The organism is Shewanella sp. SW24 (genome assembly GCF_025653395.1).
Classification (GTDB): Bacteria; Pseudomonadota; Gammaproteobacteria; order Enterobacterales; family Shewanellaceae; genus Shewanella; species Shewanella oncorhynchi.
This window is the reverse complement of the sequence record NZ_JAKKSH010000024.1, coordinates 1-15466: the sequence shown is the minus strand read 5'-3', so window position 1 is coordinate 15466 and position 15466 is coordinate 1. Positions and strand designations below refer to the sequence as shown.

Here is a 15466-nt window from a genome sequence, read left to right as displayed (position 1 = left end):
TCATGCAGACGTTAATAATCTATTCGACGATAGATGGCCAAACATTGGCAATTTGCCAAAAAATGAAGACGATTGCTGAACAGGCGGGAGAGCAGGTTTCGCTCGTCACATTAGAGCAGGCGGAAGCGTTGAGCTTAGTGGATTTTGATAAAGTGCTGATTGGTGCCAGTATTCGTTATGGTAAACATAGACCAGAGCTTTATCAGTATGTGAATCGCCACCATGCAGTGCTAGATACTAAAATTAATGGTTTTTTTACCGTTAACGTAGTGGCGCGCAAACCCTTAAAAAATACGCCTGAAACCAATCCTTATATGCAAAAGTTTCTTAAGCTTTCACTGTGGCAACCCCAGCTGTTAGAAGTGTTTGCGGGCAAGATTGATTACCCTAAATACGGTTTCTTCGACCGGACCATGATACGTTTTATCATGTGGTTGACTAAAGGGCCAACGGATATCACTGGCACTTTTGAGTTTACCGATTGGGCAAAAGTCGATGCCTTCGGTAACCGTTTTAGCCAACATTAAAAACCATTAAGCCCTAATCACTTGCAAGAGGTTAGGGCTTAAATTTAAGCTCATTTTGCAGTGTTAGGCTGCGCAGTAGCGGCTATGCAGAATCGAAATCACTTGGGTGACTTGCTCGTTCTTGAGTTTATAGTAAACAATCTGCGAGCTCTTACGGGTATCCACGAGATCTTCTGCGCGTAATACGGCTAAATGCTGGGATAGGGCCGACTGGCTTAATGGCACTGTGGCGTTGAGCTCGGTTACGCTCAATTCTTTGTCTAGTAATAGACATAAAATCATTAGGCGATAAGGGTTCGCTATGGCCTTGAGCCATTTAGCCGCACTTTCCGCATTAGTTACCATTGCATCTACATCTATGTCATTTTGCATAAGGTCACTCACTTTATCGCTTTTGATTAGATAATTCTAATTGAACACATGTGTTTACGCAATCATACTGCTCGGCAATGCAGATCTCAATTTTTGCATCTCAGAATATGAGATACGACTGATTTGTGATCCTATCAGAGGTTTATTTAACGTAACCTTGCCACAATGGTGGTATTACTCAGTGGATCGGAAATTGCCTATGACACGCGTCCTCGTACTTTATTTTACCCGTGGTGGCCATACGGCCAAGATTGCCAGTGCAATTGCCGAGCAATTAAGATTTCGTGATGCTAAGGTTGACCTCATCGATATCAACAGTGCTGCCGCGACTTGTATTAATTGGCCAGATTATGATGTCGTTGCCTTAGGTGCCTGCGTGCTCTATGGCACCTATGATAAGAGCGTTTTTCAATTTATTGAGCAGCATGCACAGGCTCTGAGCGCATTGCCAAACAGTTTTTTCTGCGTCAATGTTGTGGCGAGAAATCCTGAAAAACGTATCCCTGCAAATAATAAATATCTGCAAAAGTTCATTGCGTTATCGCCATGGACGCCTGCTGATCTTAAAATTATTGCGGGCAAAGTGGATTATCCTTCATGGCCTTGGTACGACAGATTGGCGATCCAGTTGATTATGAAGATGACTAAAGGTCCAACGGATCCTAAGTCAGTTATCGATTATACCGACTGGGCAGATGTGAAAGTTTATGCCGATCATCTGCTTGAATTAGTCGACGTTACCGCTATTTAGGACGGGTCAGGCTTAATAAAAAAGGCGCTTAACAAGTTAAGCGCCTTTTTAGTATTCAATCTCTACTGAATTAGTACTTCCAGAAACTCGGGTGGAACAACACCGCCACGGTTAAGATTTCTAAACGACCGAGGAGCATGCCGAGTGACAACGCCCATTTAGCGACATCGGGTAGCGTTGAGAAGTTACCTACAGGTCCAATAATCGGGCCTAAACCAGGGCCAACGTTAGTGACTGCCGTAATCGCGCCCGTGAAACTGGTCATAGGATCGAGACCCGTGAGCACTAAAATCACTGACAAGCCCACAATCACCATCACAAACAGCAGTACGAAAGTGATCAGAGAGCGCACGATATCATCACTGATGATGCGGTTGTTGTAACGTTCCCTAAAGATACCGTTTGGATGACATTGCTGTTTTAATTGCTCGCGCATAATGGCCCCAGCAATTTGAAAACGGAAGATCTTAATCCCGCCCGAAGTGGAGCCAGAGCAACTACCGACAAACATTAAAAACAGGAAGGCGATATTGGCAAAGGCGCCCCAAGCACCGTAGTCTGTTAAGCCATAACCTGTAGTGGTGACTACCGATACCACGTTAAAGCTGGATAAACGCAGTGCATCTAGAAGTTCAATGTCGCGGGTTTGCCACAGCCAGAAGCCAATAGAACAAGATACAAACGTGAGGAAAAATAAGAATCCTTTGACCTGAGCATCGTTCCAAATCCGTAGATCCCTTTGCTGTATGGTTTGTACAAACATGAGCAGTGGCAAGCCACCTGCTGCCATAAAGAAAATCCCAACCCAGTGTGCGGAGTTGGAGAACGCCGCCATTGAGCTATCTGAGGTCGAGTAGCCACCAGTCGAGAGGGTGGTCATTGCATGATTGATGGCCTGAAACCAAGTCATTCCTGCCAGATGATAGGCAACACAGCAGATACTCGTTAGTAAAATATATATAAAGAATAAATACTTAGCCATGCTTTGGGTGCGAGGCACTGCTTTATCGCTCCAATCGGATGATTCAGTGCGGAATAGCCGCATGCCGCCAACGTTTAAAAAGGGCAGAATCGCCACCGCCATTACGATAAAACCAATCCCACCTAGCCATTGCAATAAAGAGCGCCAGATTAAGATACTGTGATCCATAGTATCCAACCCTGAGAGTACAGTAGAACCTGTGGTCGTGATGCCGGACATGGTTTCAAAGAAGGCGTCGGTATAACCAATACCGTGATAAAGGGTAAATGGCATGGCCGCGAATAGGCTTACGATCAACCACGTTAGGCTGGTTAGCAGGAACATATCGCGGATATTGAGGTTAATGCTTTTGCTCTGGCCATTGTGTAAACACAGGCTTGAGCTAATGCCTGTGACTAATGCCGATACCATAAAAGAGCCCACCGTTTCCTCACCTTTGTATGCGGCGAGGAGCAGTGGGATCAGCATGAAAGCTGTCAGCATGGACAAAAACAGCCCTAAAATAAACAATAGCGGTCTAAAGTTCAGCATAAGTTGGCTTACTAAGGTTCTTAGAAGAAGAAAGCACTTGGTTGGAAAAGCTTCTCGACTTCGCCGACAAACTTTTTATTCACTAAGAACAAGATCACGTGATCCCCTTGCTCTATCACGGTTTTGTCGTGGGCCATCAGCACTTCATCATTGCGGACAATGGCACCAATCGTTGTCCCCGGTGGCAACTTAATATCACCAATGGCTTTGCCAACGACTTTAGAAGTGCTGGCATCTCCGTGGGCGATGGCTTCAATTGCCTCGGCCGCCCCACGACGTAGAGAGTAAACGTTACAGATATCACCCTGACGAATATGAGTTAATAGTGCCGAAATCGTCGCTTGTTGTGGTGAGATAGCAATATCGATGTTGGCTTCTTGCACTATATCCACATAGGCTTCGCGTTGAATAAGCACCATGACCTTTTTCGCGCCCATACGTTTTGCTAGCAGGGCGGACATAATATTGGCTTCGTCGTCATTGGTGACCGCAATAAATACGTCGGTTTGGTCTATGTGTTCTTCGAGCAGTAATTCTTGATCTGAGGCATCACCGCAGAACACTGTGGTATTTTCCAGCTGCTCCGATAAGGCTTCTGCACGTTCTAATTTATGCTCAATCAGTTTGACCGAGTGGGTGCGCTCAAGGCGTTTTGCTAAACCTAGGCCTATGTTACCGCCACCGGCGATCATAATGTTGCGGTAGGAGTTATCGAGCTTTTGCATTTCGCTCATGACAGCGCGAATATGGCGACTGTCTGCAACGAAGAAGACTTCATCATCGGCTTCGATAATGGTTGTTCCGCGAGGCATAATAGCGCGGCCTTGGCGGAAGATCGCCGCGACCCGGGTATCAATATTGGGCATGTGTTCGCGAAGTGCCGCTAATGCATTCCCCACCAGTGGACCGCCGTAATAGGCTCGTACAGCCACTAGGCTCAAGCGGCCTTCCGCAAATTCAAGCACTTGCAATGCGCCTGGATATTCTACGAGTCGCTGGATGTAAGCGGTCACTAACTGTTCAGGGGCGATTAATTCATCGATCACGAAGCCGCCACGGGGACGACCATCGCTATTTTTGGTTTCACTGTCGATAAAGAGTTTATCGCGCATCGCCAAATAGGGTTCTGAGCGGATACGGGCAATTTTAGTCGGCGTACCAAAAAGGGTATAGGCAATCTGGCAGGCAGCCATATTACATTCATCACTATTGGTTACAGCGATAAGCATGTCGGCATCTTCTGCGCCTGCTTCTCTGAGAACATCAGGGTGAGCGGCATGGCCCGCTACGACGCGAAGGTCATATTTATCTTGCAGGGCGCGTAATCTGGATTTGTCATAATCGACAATGGTGATGTCATTGTTCTCACCCACCAAATTTTCGGCCAAGGTTCCCCCAACTTGACCCGCACCTAATATGATAATTTTCATGGCCTTGCTTACTTCCTAATCAGTCGCTTTCAATAAACGGGCATAATAAAACCCATCCATATTGTCTTGTCCTGGCGTGATTTGCCAACCTATATCCTGTGGCGAATTTTGCTGGGCAAGTGTGTCTAGCTTAGCATCTACCGTTCTATCTAAAAACGCACTGATCTGGTCGCGGTTTTCCTGCGGTAAAATCGAACAAGTGGCATAAAGAAGCGTGCCACCGGGTTTTAGCCACTTCCAGCAATGATCGAGAATTTGTTGTTGTAGTTCAGCCAACTCTTCGATGTCATGGTTTTTTCGCAACCATTTAATATCGGGATGGCGGCGGATCACTCCTGTGGCTGAGCAAGGCGCGTCCAGTAAGATACGATCAAATTGTCCGCCTTGCCACCATGAGTCTATGTTGGCCGCATCACCATGGATAAGCTCCGCTTTTAATGATAAGCGGTCAAGGTTCTGTTGCACACGTTCAAGGCGTTTGGCATCAAAATCAACAGCGACTAATTTGATACTCGGCTCAAGTTCGAGTAAGTGACAACTTTTGCCACCGGGTGCCGCGCAGGCATCGAGTATTAATTCATTCGCTTGCGGGGCTAGTAAGGTAGCCGCCCATTGTGCCGCGCCATCTTGCACTGATGCAGCACCTTCATGAAAGTGTGGCAGTGTGGTGACATCCTTTGGATGCGCTAGGAGAATGGCATCGGCACTGCTGCCTTCGCTCGCTTCAATGTCGATTTCGGCTAAAGCAGCGAGGTATTCGGCACGGCTCTGGGATAAGCGATTGTTACGCAGCCACATGGGCGGGCGTTCATGGCTTTGTTGAATGATGTCTTGCCACTGCTCGGGATAGGCTTCTTTTAAGCGCTTAATTAACCAAGCGGGTGTGTTATAGCTTAAGGTATCTGATCCAGTACTTAGCGGCGATAGCTGGCGCTGAATATTGCGCAGTACACCATTAACCACTTTGACCATGCCTTCAAATTTTAATTGGCGACAGGCTTCGGCGGTTTCTGAAATTGCGGCGTGGCTTGGAATACGAGTGAAGTACAGTTGATAGCAACCTATGATCAGCAGCTGGTGGATAATCCTTTGCTTACCTTTGAGTGGTTTCGCTAGGCATTCACTGATGCGTTTCTCTATTTGCGGCAGAGTGCGCATCACGCCGTAACAGAGCTCGGCGAGTAGGGCTTTATCTTTGCCGCTGGCAAGGTGCTTTTGTTGATCGGGCAGTGCCACTGAGAGTGACACGCCTTTTTCTAATACTTCGAAGATGGCTTTCGCAGCCAGCGCGCGCAAGTTCATGATTATTGTGCCTCGTTTGCGAGGCGAGTATTCGGGCTAAACCATTCACCTCGAGCATTGAGAATATCGGCAACATTGAGTGGCTTTTTCCCCGGAAGCTGCATACTCAGCAGGGTTAACACACCATCAGCGGTGGCGACGTCTATGCCTTTTTTGCTGGCGCTGATAATAGTGCCCGGAGCAGCTGTGCTGGTGGTTTCGCTGACTTGGGTTTGCCACACTTTAATAGTGTTACCTTGGTGCTCAAAGTAACTCACAGGCCAAGGATTAAAGGCGCGGACTTCTTGCCAGAGTTGTTTGGCAGATTTATTCCAATCGAGTCTGGCTTCTTCTTTACTGAGTTTTTCTGCGTAGTTCGCTAAGGCTTCATCTTGTTTTTCAGCGGCTAAGGTACCGTTTGCTAAACCCTCGAGGGCTTGCAATAGGGCAACGGGACCTTGTTCTGCCAGTTTCTCGTAAAGGCTGGCTGACGTGTCGTTATCTTCGATCGGCAGATAGGTTTTAAGCAGCATGTCACCAGTATCTAAACCCACATCCATCTGCATAACGGTTACGCCGGTTTCTTTGTCGCCGGCCCAAAGTGCGCGTTGGATCGGTGCGGCACCACGCCAGCGTGGCAAAATAGAACCATGAACGTTAATACAACCTAAACGCGGTGTATCTAACACGACTTTTGGCAAGATCAGACCGTAGGCGACGACCACCATGATATCGGCGTTGAGTGCGGCAAGTTCTTGTTGCGCGGGTTCTTTACGTAATGAGCCGGGTTGAAACACTGGAATACTATTGGCGATAGCGAGTTCTTTTACTGGGCTGGCGGTCAGTTTCTTGCCGCGGCCAGCGGGTCTATCGGGCTGAGTGTAAACGCCAATCACATTGTGGTGTGAGTTTAAAAGTGCTTGTAAGTGGCGAGCGGCAAAATCCGGTGTTCCGGCAAAGATGATGTTGAGTGGTTTCAAATCTGATCCTATGCTTCTTTGGCGTCCAATCGGGCCGCTTTTTCAAGTTTTTGTTTGATCCGCTGACGTTTTAGCGGCGACAAATAATCGACAAACAATTTGCCTTTGAGGTGATCCATTTCGTGTTGAATACAAATGGCAAATAACTCATCGGCTTCAACTATAAATTCGTTACCGTGCCTGTCTAAGGCTTTTACCGTGACAAATTCGGCGCGATCGACTTTGGCGTAAATCCCCGGAACCGACAGGCAACCTTCTTCATTGCAGAAGTCACCGCTGCTGGCGATAATTTCAGGGTTGATAAACACTTTTGGTCGTTCGACTTCATCCTGTAAGTCCATGACAATAAGTTGTTTATGGTAATCCACTTGGGTCGCGGCCAGACCGATACCTTTTTCTTGGTACATGGTTTCGAACATATCATCAATTTGAGTCTGCAGCTCGGCATTAAACTCTGTGATGGGTGTGGCTTGTGTTCGTAATCTTTCGTCAGGGAATTGTAATACTTTTAATAGTGTCATATATAAACTCTTAACAAGTCTGTCAAATCTCTGCCAGTTAGTTATACTGACTGATGCTAATGAGTTAATTTTAATCTTTAGTGCCTACCAATAACAGTAAAAGCTCAAACTAAGAGTTAAACAACATGGAAATACCCATGAAACGGTTAATTTTACTCGCGTTAATGACATTCAATTGCACGTTTGTTGCCGCAGATACCCTGACGCTTAAGGCGGGGCATCCTGAGTCATATGTAGTGAAAAAGGGCGATACTCTTTGGGATATCTCCGCCGCGTTTCTGAATGACCCATGGAAATGGCCGAGTCTTTGGGATGTAAACCCACAGATTGCTAACCCCCACCTTATTTACCCTGGCGATCAACTCACTCTAGTATTTATTGATGGTCAGCCCCGCCTTGTGCGTAATGGTGCTACTGTCGATAGTGCTAAACCCCATGTAAGAAAGAGTCCCGAGGGACGTGTCATTGCTAAGAGTAATGCTATTCCAGCCGTTGATTTAGCATTGATTGAACAATATTTAGTGCAGAATCGGGTCGTCGAGACTCACTGGCTTACTGAGCAACCTATGGTGCTGGCAGGTGAAAGTCCATCGCGTCACCATATTGTTGGTGATGTGATTTATATTGATGCTGAACTGCCAATAAACCAAAAATATGGTATTTACGAACGCGGTCGCGAGTTTTTCAATAAAGTGTCAGGCGAAGCGTTAGGACAAGAAGCCATTTTGTCGTCTACTGGGCAAGTGATTGAGTCTGGTAAGGTTTCAAAAATTAAGTTGCTAACGAGCTTTCGCGAAACCAAAGCGGGCTTCAGAGTATTGCCGATGGAAAGTGATTCCTTGATGTCAGCTTACTTTACTCCTAAACCTGCGGAATTAAAGATACCGGCTTTAGTGTTAGCGACAGAATCAAATTTGCGTGAAGCGGGTAAGTTGAATGTCGTGTACTTAGATAAAGGTACTCAGGATGGCGTCGAGCCTGGGGTGGTATTTTCTATTTACCGTGATGGTGAGGTTATTGTTATCAACAATGATGGTATGCCGGTTCCTGCAATTGAACGTACTGCCTATGATAACCTAATGGCGTCAGTCTCTTCGGATCGTGCAGTTAAGATGCCGGATGTTTACCATGGTAAGTTGTTAGTGTTTAAAGTGTTTGATAAGGCGAGCTTAGGTTTGATTGTCTCCACCGAGCGGCCTGTTCGTGTCGACGATAAGTTAATCGCCCCAGAATCTTTAGCCTTAAGAGGTCTATAATCTCTGAAAATTTGGTCGATTGGTTAGTTGTTTGTGCTGTATCTGGGCTAGGACCCGCTCGGATCCAACAATTATTAACGCACATGGAAGTGGACGACCTCAGACAAAGGTTAGAGCATGAGAGACAAGCGCTACCTTTATCTGATCATCTGCTCCATAGCCTTGTTATTGATTATCAAAAAGTGGATGTCGCCCTCGAATGGCAACAGCAAGCCGCCGATCATCATCTGCTTTGTTTCTCTGATCCGCTTTATCCACCATTATTAAAACAACTCTCAGATCCGCCCGCCGTCCTGTTCGTTAAAGGTTGCTTAGAGGCGTTAGCCCTTCCTTATCTTGCGATTGTTGGCAGTCGTAATGCTTCTCCTGGCGGATTGCAGGTCGCTTACCAACTGGCTGCTGAGATGTCCTCAATGGGATTTGGTATCTGTAGTGGCATGGCGATGGGGATTGATGGGGCGGCCCATAAAGCCTGTGTTGACCATCAAGGGCACACTATTGCCGTACTAGGAACGGGCATAGAGATCATTTATCCACGAAAACATCGACAGCTTTATCATGATATTCAGCGGCAAGGCTGTATACTTAGCGAGTTTTGGCCTGATACTGGTCCCTTTGCGGGTAATTTTCCGAAACGAAATCGCATTATTAGCGGTCTATCTTTAGGTACTCTTGTGGTTGAAGCCTGTCGCAAAAGCGGCTCTTTAATCACTGCTAGGTTGGCGATGGAACAAGGGCGTGAGGTGTTTGCCGTTCCGGGCTCAATCTTAGGTGGTTACCATCAAGGCTGTCATGATTTATTACGTGATGGAGCAAAGCTTGTGGAAACCGCTGCCGATATAGTGGAAGAGTTGGCAAGTTTAACCGCTTTCCACCTTGAAGAATTGAAGTTATGCCACCATATACAGCAAGGCGAGATTTGTAATTTGCCATTTTCGTTTCTGTTAGCTAGTGTAGGTTATGAAACTACATCAATTGATGCAGTCGTTGAACATAGTGGAAAAACGATAGATCTGGTGTTAGAACAAATGCTTGAACTTGAGTTGCAAGGTTGGGTAATAGCAGTACCCGGTGGTTACGTCAGAGTAAAGAGGAGCTAGCCATGTTTGATATCCTCATGTATCTATTTGAAAACTATGTTCACAGTGAAGTTGAACTACTAGTTGATGAAGACGAGTTAACCAAGGAACTCACTCGTGCCGGATTTCATCAATCCGAGATTTTAAAAGCGTTAACTTGGTTAGAGCGCTTAGCTGAATTACAAGAAGGGGATAAACCTTATCTTTGTAATCACGATCAGCATTCGTTTCGTATCTATACAAAGGACGAAATGGACAAGCTGGATGTAGAATCCCGCGGTTTCTTGTTGTTTTTAGAGCAAGTTAAAGTGCTGAATGTCGAAACCCGTGAAATGGTGATCGATAGAGTGATGGAGTTGGATGAACCAACCCTGATTTTAGAAGATCTCAAATGGGTTATCTTAATGGTGCTGTTTAATGCTCCTGGCCATGAGTCCGCTTATGAGCAAATGGAAGATTTAATCTTCGAACAGCCCGAAGGCCGACTGCATTCTTAATTGTTGTGAAAGATGAATTATGAGAGAAAGGAGGCTAAGACCTCCTTTTTTGATGCCATAAATTCCTTGATGGCACTGCGCTTGATATCCTAATGCGCTACGACAGGTGGTGAATGATTATGTCTAAGATTGATGAACAATTATTTAGTGCCCACGAACACGCACTGGAAAAAGAATACGAACTTTGTCCCGAATGTGGCAGCGAGTTATCGGTCAAACACAGTAAGCACGGCGGTTTTATTGGCTGTAATAATTACCCTAGCTGTAATTACACTCGACCCTTAGTGCAGCACGAATCTATTGAAACTCAAGTGATTGAAGGTTCTGTATGTCCTGAATGCGGTCACGAACTGGCAGTAAAGTCAGGGCGCTTTGGGATCTTTATTGGGTGTACTCAATATCCTAGCTGCACGCATATTGAAAAACAGGATCAAGCGAGTGATAAGCCTGAAATTCCTTGCCCTGAATGCAAAGCGGGTAAGCTTGAGCACAGAACGAGTCGCTTCGGGAAAAGTTTTTATGCCTGTAGTGCTTACCCTAAGTGTAAGTTTATTGTGAATTATCCTCCGGTTGCTGAAGCTTGCCCGAGTTGTGGTTTTGGGATCTTAGTTGAGCGTAAAGGTGCGGCTGGGATGCGTTTAGAATGCCCGCAAAAAAGCTGTAAATACAAAAGACCACTTTAGTTTATTGTGTGACCTGCATCTTAATATTTGGCCGATGAAAGTGGCTTGCGTATAATCCTCGGCTGACCGCTGATGGGGTGGTCAGTATTCGAATTTATCCAATAATTTGATTGTTGAAATCGACAATACTCAAAAGGTGATCCTAAGATGTTGCAGCTGCACCCATCTGACATAAAAGATATTGTGCTTAACGGTGGTGTTATCGCTTATCCAACCGAGGCCGTTTATGGCCTAGGTTGCGACCCAGATAATGACACCGCTATCCAAAAGTTATTGGCGGTAAAACAGCGCCCATGGCAAAAGGGACTGATCTTAGTCGCCAGTGATTTTCAGCAGCTTTTAGCTTATGTTGATGAATCGCAATTAACGGCTGAGCAGCTCGAGTTTGCATTTTCCAAGTGGCCGGGGCCTTTTACCTTTGTAATGCCAATCAAAGCGCAGGTTTCAAAATACCTCTGTGGTGAATTTGACTCTATCGCAGTGCGAGTATCAGCCCATACTGGGGTGCAAGCCCTGTGCCGCGCGCTCAATAAACCTTTAGTGTCGACTAGCGCTAACCTTGCGGGTGAAGATCCAGCATTAACTGCCGATGAAATTCTTGCAGATTTTACAGGTAAAATTGATGCACTCGTATTAGGTGAACTCGGCGAACAACGTCAGCCCTCGACCATTATCGATGCGCGAAGCGGTAAGATTTTACGAAATGGACAATGAGCAAACCAATAATAAGGATAACAAGATGAGTGTGCCTGATGTTGCAGTGGTAAAAGCGTTTTTAATCGATCTACAAAACCGAATTTGTGCTGGTTTACAGGTGCTGGATGGCCAAGCCACGTTCGCCGCCGATTCATGGACTCGCGCCGAAGGCGGTGGTGGTACGAGCCGAGTATTAACCCAAGGTGCAGTGTTCGAGCAAGCTGGGGTTAACTTTTCCCATGTGACTGGCGCTGCTATGCCTGCGTCAGCTACGGCGCATCGCCCTGAGTTAGCGGGCCGTAGTTTTGAAGCTATGGGGGTTTCTTTAGTTATTCATCCTAATAATCCTTATATCCCAACGACTCATGCCAATGTGCGCTTCTTCATCGCTCAAAAAGAGGGTGCCGATCCCGTGTGGTGGTTTGGCGGTGGCTTTGATTTAACGCCTTATTATCCGTTCGAGGAAGATGTGCGCGAGTGGCACCAGACTTCTAAGGATATTTGCGCGCCTTTCGGGGATGAGGTTTATCCCAAGTATAAGAAATGGTGCGATGAGTATTTCTTCCTACCGCATCGTAATGAAACCCGCGGCGTGGGTGGATTGTTTTTCGATGACTTGAATCAAGCAGGATTCGAGCAAAGCTTTAGCTTTATGCAAGCTGTAGGTAATGGCTTCTTAACGGCCTATGCGCCGATTGTCGAGCGTCGTAAAGAGACTGAATTCGGTGAGCGTGAGCGTCAGTTCCAACTCTATCGTCGTGGTCGTTATGTTGAGTTCAACTTAGTCTACGACAGAGGCACTTTGTTTGGCCTACAGACGGGCGGCCGCACCGAGTCTATCTTAATGTCGATGCCGCCATTAGTGCGTTGGCAATATGCTTATACACCAGAGGCGGGAAGCCCAGAGGCAGATTTGTACGATAACTACCTCAAACCCCGCGACTGGGTTTAGCCAGTAATCTTAAAAAGTGGATGCGATGTCCACTTTATTGATTACGCATATGATCAGCCAGAGTTGAAATCGCCTCAAAGATGGCGGCTCGATGCTCTGGCTTATTAATGTTTTCTTCAATCGCAAATTTCATACAAAACAGCCATTGATCCCGCATCGCCTCATCGACGGCGAAATGCATGTGCCGTGCTCGCAATGCGGGATGACCATATTTCTGCTGATAGAGCTGCGGCCCGCCGAGCCAACCACTTAAAAATTCGAACAACTTCTGCTCTGATTCCGCAATTGGCGCTCTATGAATGGCAAGCAGTGTTGTCGTTTCTGCAGAGCTTGCCATCTTCTGATAAAAACATTTGGTGATAGCGCGGATCACTTTTTCGCCGCCGATTAAGTCGTAAGCGTTAGATTGGCTCGGATCGCGATCATCCTGCGGTGGAGTGTGTTTGCTAAAAATCTTTTTAAGCCAGTTCATTGGAATAGTCGTTCACTAAAATAGAGAGTATTGAGCCGATGGCGCATTATAGCGTGAAACCCAACGTGAAATTTAGTTGAACATAATTCGTCTTGCCTAGGCTCAAAAGCGCGGTAGACTGCAAAGCCATTGAACCTAAAATTTAATATCGCTATGACAGACAGATACGCAGTGTTTGGCAATCCAATTAGCCACAGTAAATCGCCGTTCATCCATGGACAATTTGCCGCGCCCACCCAAGAGTTATTAACCTATGAAGCCATTCTTGCTCCGGTCGATGGTTTTGAAGCCTCTCTGACGGCGTTTTTCAATGCGGGCGGCAAGGGCGCGAATGTGACAGTGCCTTTTAAGGAGCAAGCTTTTGCGCTGTGTGACAGTCTCAGCCCAGAGGCCAAGCTTGCTGGCGCGGTAAACACCTTAAGTTTATTGGCCGATGGCACTATTCGCGGTGATAACACCGATGGTTTAGGGCTGGTGGCCGATCTCATCGCTAACTTAGGCAGCCTGCAAGATAAGCGCCTGTTACTTATTGGTGCTGGTGGTGCGGCGCGCGGTTGTATTCTGCCGTTATTAAATGCGGGAATTGCGCAGATGATCATCAGTAATCGCACTCACACTAAGGCACAGCTTCTGGTCGATATCTTTACTTCGGTGGATAACGGTGCTTTCGCAAATAGAGTCACCGCCGTAGAAATGAATGAGCTTGTGGGCGAGTTCGATGTCATCATCAATTCAACCTCGGCCAGTCTTGCGGGCGAGTTGCCAACTTTGCCAGCGCATATCATCACCACCCAAACTGTTTGTTATGACATGATGTATGGCGCCTCGATCACCGCTTTTAACCAATGGGCGCTATCTCAAGGTGCAGCTAAGGTTATTGATGGGCTCGGCATGTTAGTCGGCCAAGCGGCTAAGAGTTTTACCCTATGGCGAGGTATCGAGCCCGATACTCAAGTGGTATTAAATCTTTTGAGGGATAAACTAATGGCCGAGCCTAAGTAGGAAGCATGAATCAAAGTATTCTTTTTCCCGAACTGCAATATTGGGACGACGCCCACAAGCGAGTCTGCTTTATCGCGCAGTCACAGGGGATGAACATTAAGTGCTATATCAGTGTGAATAAGTTAGCCGAGCTGAATGATTTCTCTGAACAGCCGAGTGCCAATGAAGCCGCCGCTATGCTGGCATTGTTTGATGCGGTGAGATTTGATGCCGAAGAAATGGCGGAAGACTTAATTGAAGCCGAAGAGTTTGATGAGTTTGGGGCAGTACACTTAGGCTAAACTTATCGAACTCAGATAGTTTTCTGAATCAGCGAATAGCAAAAGGCGGTAGAGACTCAATGAGTCTCTACCGCCTTTCTTATATAGCTATAGTGACACTAAGCGACTAACTATAAGAGATTAGCTATAAGTGATTAGATGTTTTGTAACTCAACTAAGTATTCGTTTTTCAGTCTGACATAGTTGTCGGCAGATTCTGGCAAAAAGGCAATTTCGGCAGGCGTTAATGGGCGAGCCTGCTTAACTGGGCTGCCTACATATAAATAGCCACTTTGTAATACCTTGCCCGGTGGCACTAAAGAACCAGCACCTAAGATCACATCATCTTCTAAAATCGCACCGTCGAGAATAATCGCACCCATGCCTACTAATACTCGGTTACCGACTTTGCAACCGTGAAGCATAGCCTTGTGACCAATAGTCACATCATCACCAATAATCAGTGGATGACCATCGGGACGAGCAGCTGACTTACGCGTTACATGCAATATGCTACCGTCTTGTACGTTCGAGCGTTTACCAATACGAATATAGTTAACATCACCACGCGCCACCACCATAGGCCAAATACTGGTATCAGTATCTAACGCAATATCGCCAACAAGCACCGAAGCTTCATCTACATATACGTTATTGCCTAATTGAGGATGAATACCTTGGTAAGTTCTGAGTGGCCCTGACATAGAAAAGTCCCTAATTGAGTGGTTTTTAGCATTATAAAGGTTAAAAACTAGCGGGTCAGGTCAAATATCCAACGAACAGTGAGAAAATGACAATTATCTTAAAAATAGGGGTTGCGGACTTTCTTAATCTCCCTATAATGCGCATCCACTGACACGGCAGACGGCGTTAAGCAGCCTGACGAGTTAGGTTGAATTGATTGGCTTTTAAGCACTTAATTCAATCGCAGCAAGAAGTTGAAAATACTCCTTGACGCGAAACGGGAAATGCGTAAAATGCACGACCCTGAGCTGATGAAGCATCAGCACGACCCGCCGGCAACGGTATGTGGTCAACGCTCTTTAACAAGATAAAACAAGAAATCTGTGTGGACACTCACAGGTGTTGAGTTAATCGAAACTGCTTAGCCTTCGGGTTGGCAGTCAAAAATTTAAATCAATGTAACAATGAGTGTTCATAGTAATATGTACAGTTTGTTTCTTTAGTTAGTTA

The 15466-nt window shown here is 46.2% G+C and carries 18 protein-coding genes; 10 read left to right on the top strand and 8 right to left on the bottom strand.

From position 1 onward, the window contains the following. The first annotated feature begins 2 nt into the window (after window positions 1–2). Window positions 3–527 carry a menaquinone-dependent protoporphyrinogen IX dehydrogenase gene (gene hemG / locus L5M17_RS17235; RefSeq protein WP_168827577.1) on the top strand — a complete coding sequence of 175 codons (525 nt, stop codon included), beginning with the start codon at window positions 3–5 and terminating at the stop codon, window positions 525–527. Between the two features lie 63 nt (window positions 528–590). Here the strand turns inward: hemG (L5M17_RS17235) and L5M17_RS17230 are convergent, their stop codons facing one another. Further along, entirely contained in the window at window positions 591–899 is a 309-nt protein-coding gene (locus L5M17_RS17230) for an ArsR/SmtB family transcription factor (RefSeq protein ID WP_105250823.1), read from the bottom strand. A gap of 199 nt (window positions 900–1098) precedes the next feature. On the opposite strand from L5M17_RS17230, the gene hemG (L5M17_RS17225) reads away from it, so the two are divergent. Next, a complete protein-coding gene (gene hemG, locus L5M17_RS17225) occupies window positions 1099–1650 on the top strand; it encodes a menaquinone-dependent protoporphyrinogen IX dehydrogenase (RefSeq protein ID WP_263148661.1) in 552 nt (183 codons plus the stop codon). A 70-nt stretch (window positions 1651–1720) separates the two neighbouring features. Here the strand turns inward: hemG (L5M17_RS17225) and L5M17_RS17220 are convergent, their stop codons facing one another. The 5 genes from L5M17_RS17220 to def are packed head-to-tail and all read right to left on the bottom strand — an operon-like array spanning window position 1721 to window position 7375. Continuing rightward, complete coding sequence (locus L5M17_RS17220; protein ID WP_113941395.1) at window positions 1721–3163, bottom strand: TrkH family potassium uptake protein; 1443 nt, start codon at window positions 3161–3163, stop codon at window positions 1721–1723. A gap of 20 nt (window positions 3164–3183) precedes the next feature. After that, the gene (gene trkA, locus L5M17_RS17215) at window positions 3184–4593 is read right to left on the bottom strand and encodes a Trk system potassium transporter TrkA (protein ID WP_105250826.1); all 1410 of its coding nucleotides are present in this window, start codon (window positions 4591–4593) and stop codon (window positions 3184–3186) included. A 15-nt stretch (window positions 4594–4608) separates the two neighbouring features. After that, complete coding sequence (rsmB, locus tag L5M17_RS17210; RefSeq protein ID WP_263148660.1) at window positions 4609–5895, bottom strand: 16S rRNA (cytosine(967)-C(5))-methyltransferase RsmB; 1287 nt, start codon at window positions 5893–5895, stop codon at window positions 4609–4611. Between the two features lie 2 nt (window positions 5896–5897). Further along, window positions 5898–6854, bottom strand: coding sequence for a methionyl-tRNA formyltransferase (gene fmt, locus L5M17_RS17205; RefSeq protein WP_131524501.1), 957 nt, complete (start codon window positions 6852–6854; stop codon window positions 5898–5900). An 8-nt stretch (window positions 6855–6862) separates the two neighbouring features. Beyond that, window positions 6863–7375, bottom strand: a complete 513-nt coding sequence (gene def, locus L5M17_RS17200; protein ID WP_206766142.1) for a peptide deformylase — start codon at window positions 7373–7375, stop codon at window positions 6863–6865. A gap of 125 nt (window positions 7376–7500) precedes the next feature. Between def and L5M17_RS17195 the strand changes: the two genes are divergently transcribed. The 6 genes from L5M17_RS17195 (at window position 7501) to hemF (ending at window position 12538) form a co-directional block, all read left to right on the top strand. Continuing rightward, window positions 7501–8631: a LysM peptidoglycan-binding domain-containing protein gene (locus tag L5M17_RS17195; RefSeq protein ID WP_263148659.1), complete on the top strand. Its 1131-nt coding sequence runs from the start codon at window positions 7501–7503 to the stop codon at window positions 8629–8631. A gap of 83 nt (window positions 8632–8714) precedes the next feature. Beyond that, window positions 8715–9731 (top strand): DNA-processing protein DprA, encoded by a 1017-nt coding sequence (dprA, locus tag L5M17_RS17190; protein WP_263148657.1) that lies wholly within the window; start codon window positions 8715–8717, stop codon window positions 9729–9731. A 2-nt stretch (window positions 9732–9733) separates the two neighbouring features. Next, the gene (locus L5M17_RS17185) at window positions 9734–10207 is read left to right on the top strand and encodes a DUF494 family protein (RefSeq protein WP_006083793.1); all 474 of its coding nucleotides are present in this window, start codon (window positions 9734–9736) and stop codon (window positions 10205–10207) included. Window positions 10208–10326: 119 nt separating this feature from the next. After that, a complete protein-coding gene (locus L5M17_RS17180) occupies window positions 10327–10890 on the top strand; it encodes a type I DNA topoisomerase (RefSeq protein ID WP_173248520.1) in 564 nt (187 codons plus the stop codon). Window positions 10891–11037: 147 nt separating this feature from the next. Further along, entirely contained in the window at window positions 11038–11604 is a 567-nt protein-coding gene (locus tag L5M17_RS17175) for an L-threonylcarbamoyladenylate synthase (RefSeq protein ID WP_105250832.1), read from the top strand. Window positions 11605–11629: 25 nt separating this feature from the next. Next, complete coding sequence (gene hemF / locus L5M17_RS17170) at window positions 11630–12538, top strand: oxygen-dependent coproporphyrinogen oxidase (protein WP_263148655.1); 909 nt, start codon at window positions 11630–11632, stop codon at window positions 12536–12538. Between the two features lie 34 nt (window positions 12539–12572). Here hemF and L5M17_RS17165 read toward each other — a convergent pair whose 3' ends face one another. Next, window positions 12573–13010, bottom strand: coding sequence for a group II truncated hemoglobin (locus L5M17_RS17165; RefSeq protein WP_173248522.1), 438 nt, complete (start codon window positions 13008–13010; stop codon window positions 12573–12575). A gap of 153 nt (window positions 13011–13163) precedes the next feature. Between L5M17_RS17165 and aroE the strand changes: the two genes are divergently transcribed. Both aroE and L5M17_RS17155 read left to right on the top strand, forming a co-directional pair. Continuing rightward, window positions 13164–14012 (top strand): shikimate dehydrogenase, encoded by an 849-nt coding sequence (gene aroE / locus L5M17_RS17160; protein ID WP_263148681.1) that lies wholly within the window; start codon window positions 13164–13166, stop codon window positions 14010–14012. 5 nt (window positions 14013–14017) lie between these two features. Beyond that, window positions 14018–14293, top strand: a complete 276-nt coding sequence (locus tag L5M17_RS17155; RefSeq protein WP_113941387.1) for a DUF1488 domain-containing protein — start codon at window positions 14018–14020, stop codon at window positions 14291–14293. A 134-nt stretch (window positions 14294–14427) separates the two neighbouring features. On the opposite strand, the gene L5M17_RS17150 is transcribed toward L5M17_RS17155, so the two are convergent. Beyond that, on the bottom strand, window positions 14428–14976 hold the full coding sequence (locus tag L5M17_RS17150; protein WP_263148653.1) for a gamma carbonic anhydrase family protein: 549 nt from the start codon (window positions 14974–14976) through the stop codon (window positions 14428–14430). Window positions 14977–15466 lie beyond the last annotated feature (490 nt).

What these genes read in the sequence shown, in the direction of transcription:
- hemG (WP_168827577.1), top strand. Translation starts at nt 3, where the DNA reads ATGCAGACGTTAATAATCTATTCGACGATAGATGGCCAAACATTGGCA.
- L5M17_RS17230 (WP_105250823.1), bottom strand. Translation starts at nt 899, where the DNA reads ATGCAAAATGACATAGATGTAGATGCAATGGTAACTAATGCGGAAAGT.
- hemG (WP_263148661.1), top strand. Translation starts at nt 1,099, where the DNA reads ATGACACGCGTCCTCGTACTTTATTTTACCCGTGGTGGCCATACGGCC.
- L5M17_RS17220 (WP_113941395.1), bottom strand. Translation starts at nt 3,163, where the DNA reads ATGCTGAACTTTAGACCGCTATTGTTTATTTTAGGGCTGTTTTTGTCC.
- trkA (WP_105250826.1), bottom strand. Translation starts at nt 4,593, where the DNA reads ATGAAAATTATCATATTAGGTGCGGGTCAAGTTGGGGGAACCTTGGCC.
- rsmB (WP_263148660.1), bottom strand. Translation starts at nt 5,895, where the DNA reads ATGAACTTGCGCGCGCTGGCTGCGAAAGCCATCTTCGAAGTATTAGAA.
- def (WP_206766142.1), bottom strand. Translation starts at nt 7,375, where the DNA reads ATGACACTATTAAAAGTATTACAATTCCCTGACGAAAGATTACGAACA.
- L5M17_RS17195 (WP_263148659.1), top strand. Translation starts at nt 7,501, where the DNA reads ATGGAAATACCCATGAAACGGTTAATTTTACTCGCGTTAATGACATTC.
- dprA (WP_263148657.1), top strand. Translation starts at nt 8,715, where the DNA reads ATGGAAGTGGACGACCTCAGACAAAGGTTAGAGCATGAGAGACAAGCG.
- L5M17_RS17185 (WP_006083793.1), top strand. Translation starts at nt 9,734, where the DNA reads ATGTTTGATATCCTCATGTATCTATTTGAAAACTATGTTCACAGTGAA.
- L5M17_RS17180 (WP_173248520.1), top strand. Translation starts at nt 10,327, where the DNA reads ATGTCTAAGATTGATGAACAATTATTTAGTGCCCACGAACACGCACTG.
- L5M17_RS17175 (WP_105250832.1), top strand. Translation starts at nt 11,038, where the DNA reads ATGTTGCAGCTGCACCCATCTGACATAAAAGATATTGTGCTTAACGGT.
- hemF (WP_263148655.1), top strand. Translation starts at nt 11,630, where the DNA reads ATGAGTGTGCCTGATGTTGCAGTGGTAAAAGCGTTTTTAATCGATCTA.
- L5M17_RS17165 (WP_173248522.1), bottom strand. Translation starts at nt 13,010, where the DNA reads ATGAACTGGCTTAAAAAGATTTTTAGCAAACACACTCCACCGCAGGAT.
- aroE (WP_263148681.1), top strand. Translation starts at nt 13,164, where the DNA reads ATGACAGACAGATACGCAGTGTTTGGCAATCCAATTAGCCACAGTAAA.
- L5M17_RS17155 (WP_113941387.1), top strand. Translation starts at nt 14,018, where the DNA reads ATGAATCAAAGTATTCTTTTTCCCGAACTGCAATATTGGGACGACGCC.
- L5M17_RS17150 (WP_263148653.1), bottom strand. Translation starts at nt 14,976, where the DNA reads ATGTCAGGGCCACTCAGAACTTACCAAGGTATTCATCCTCAATTAGGC.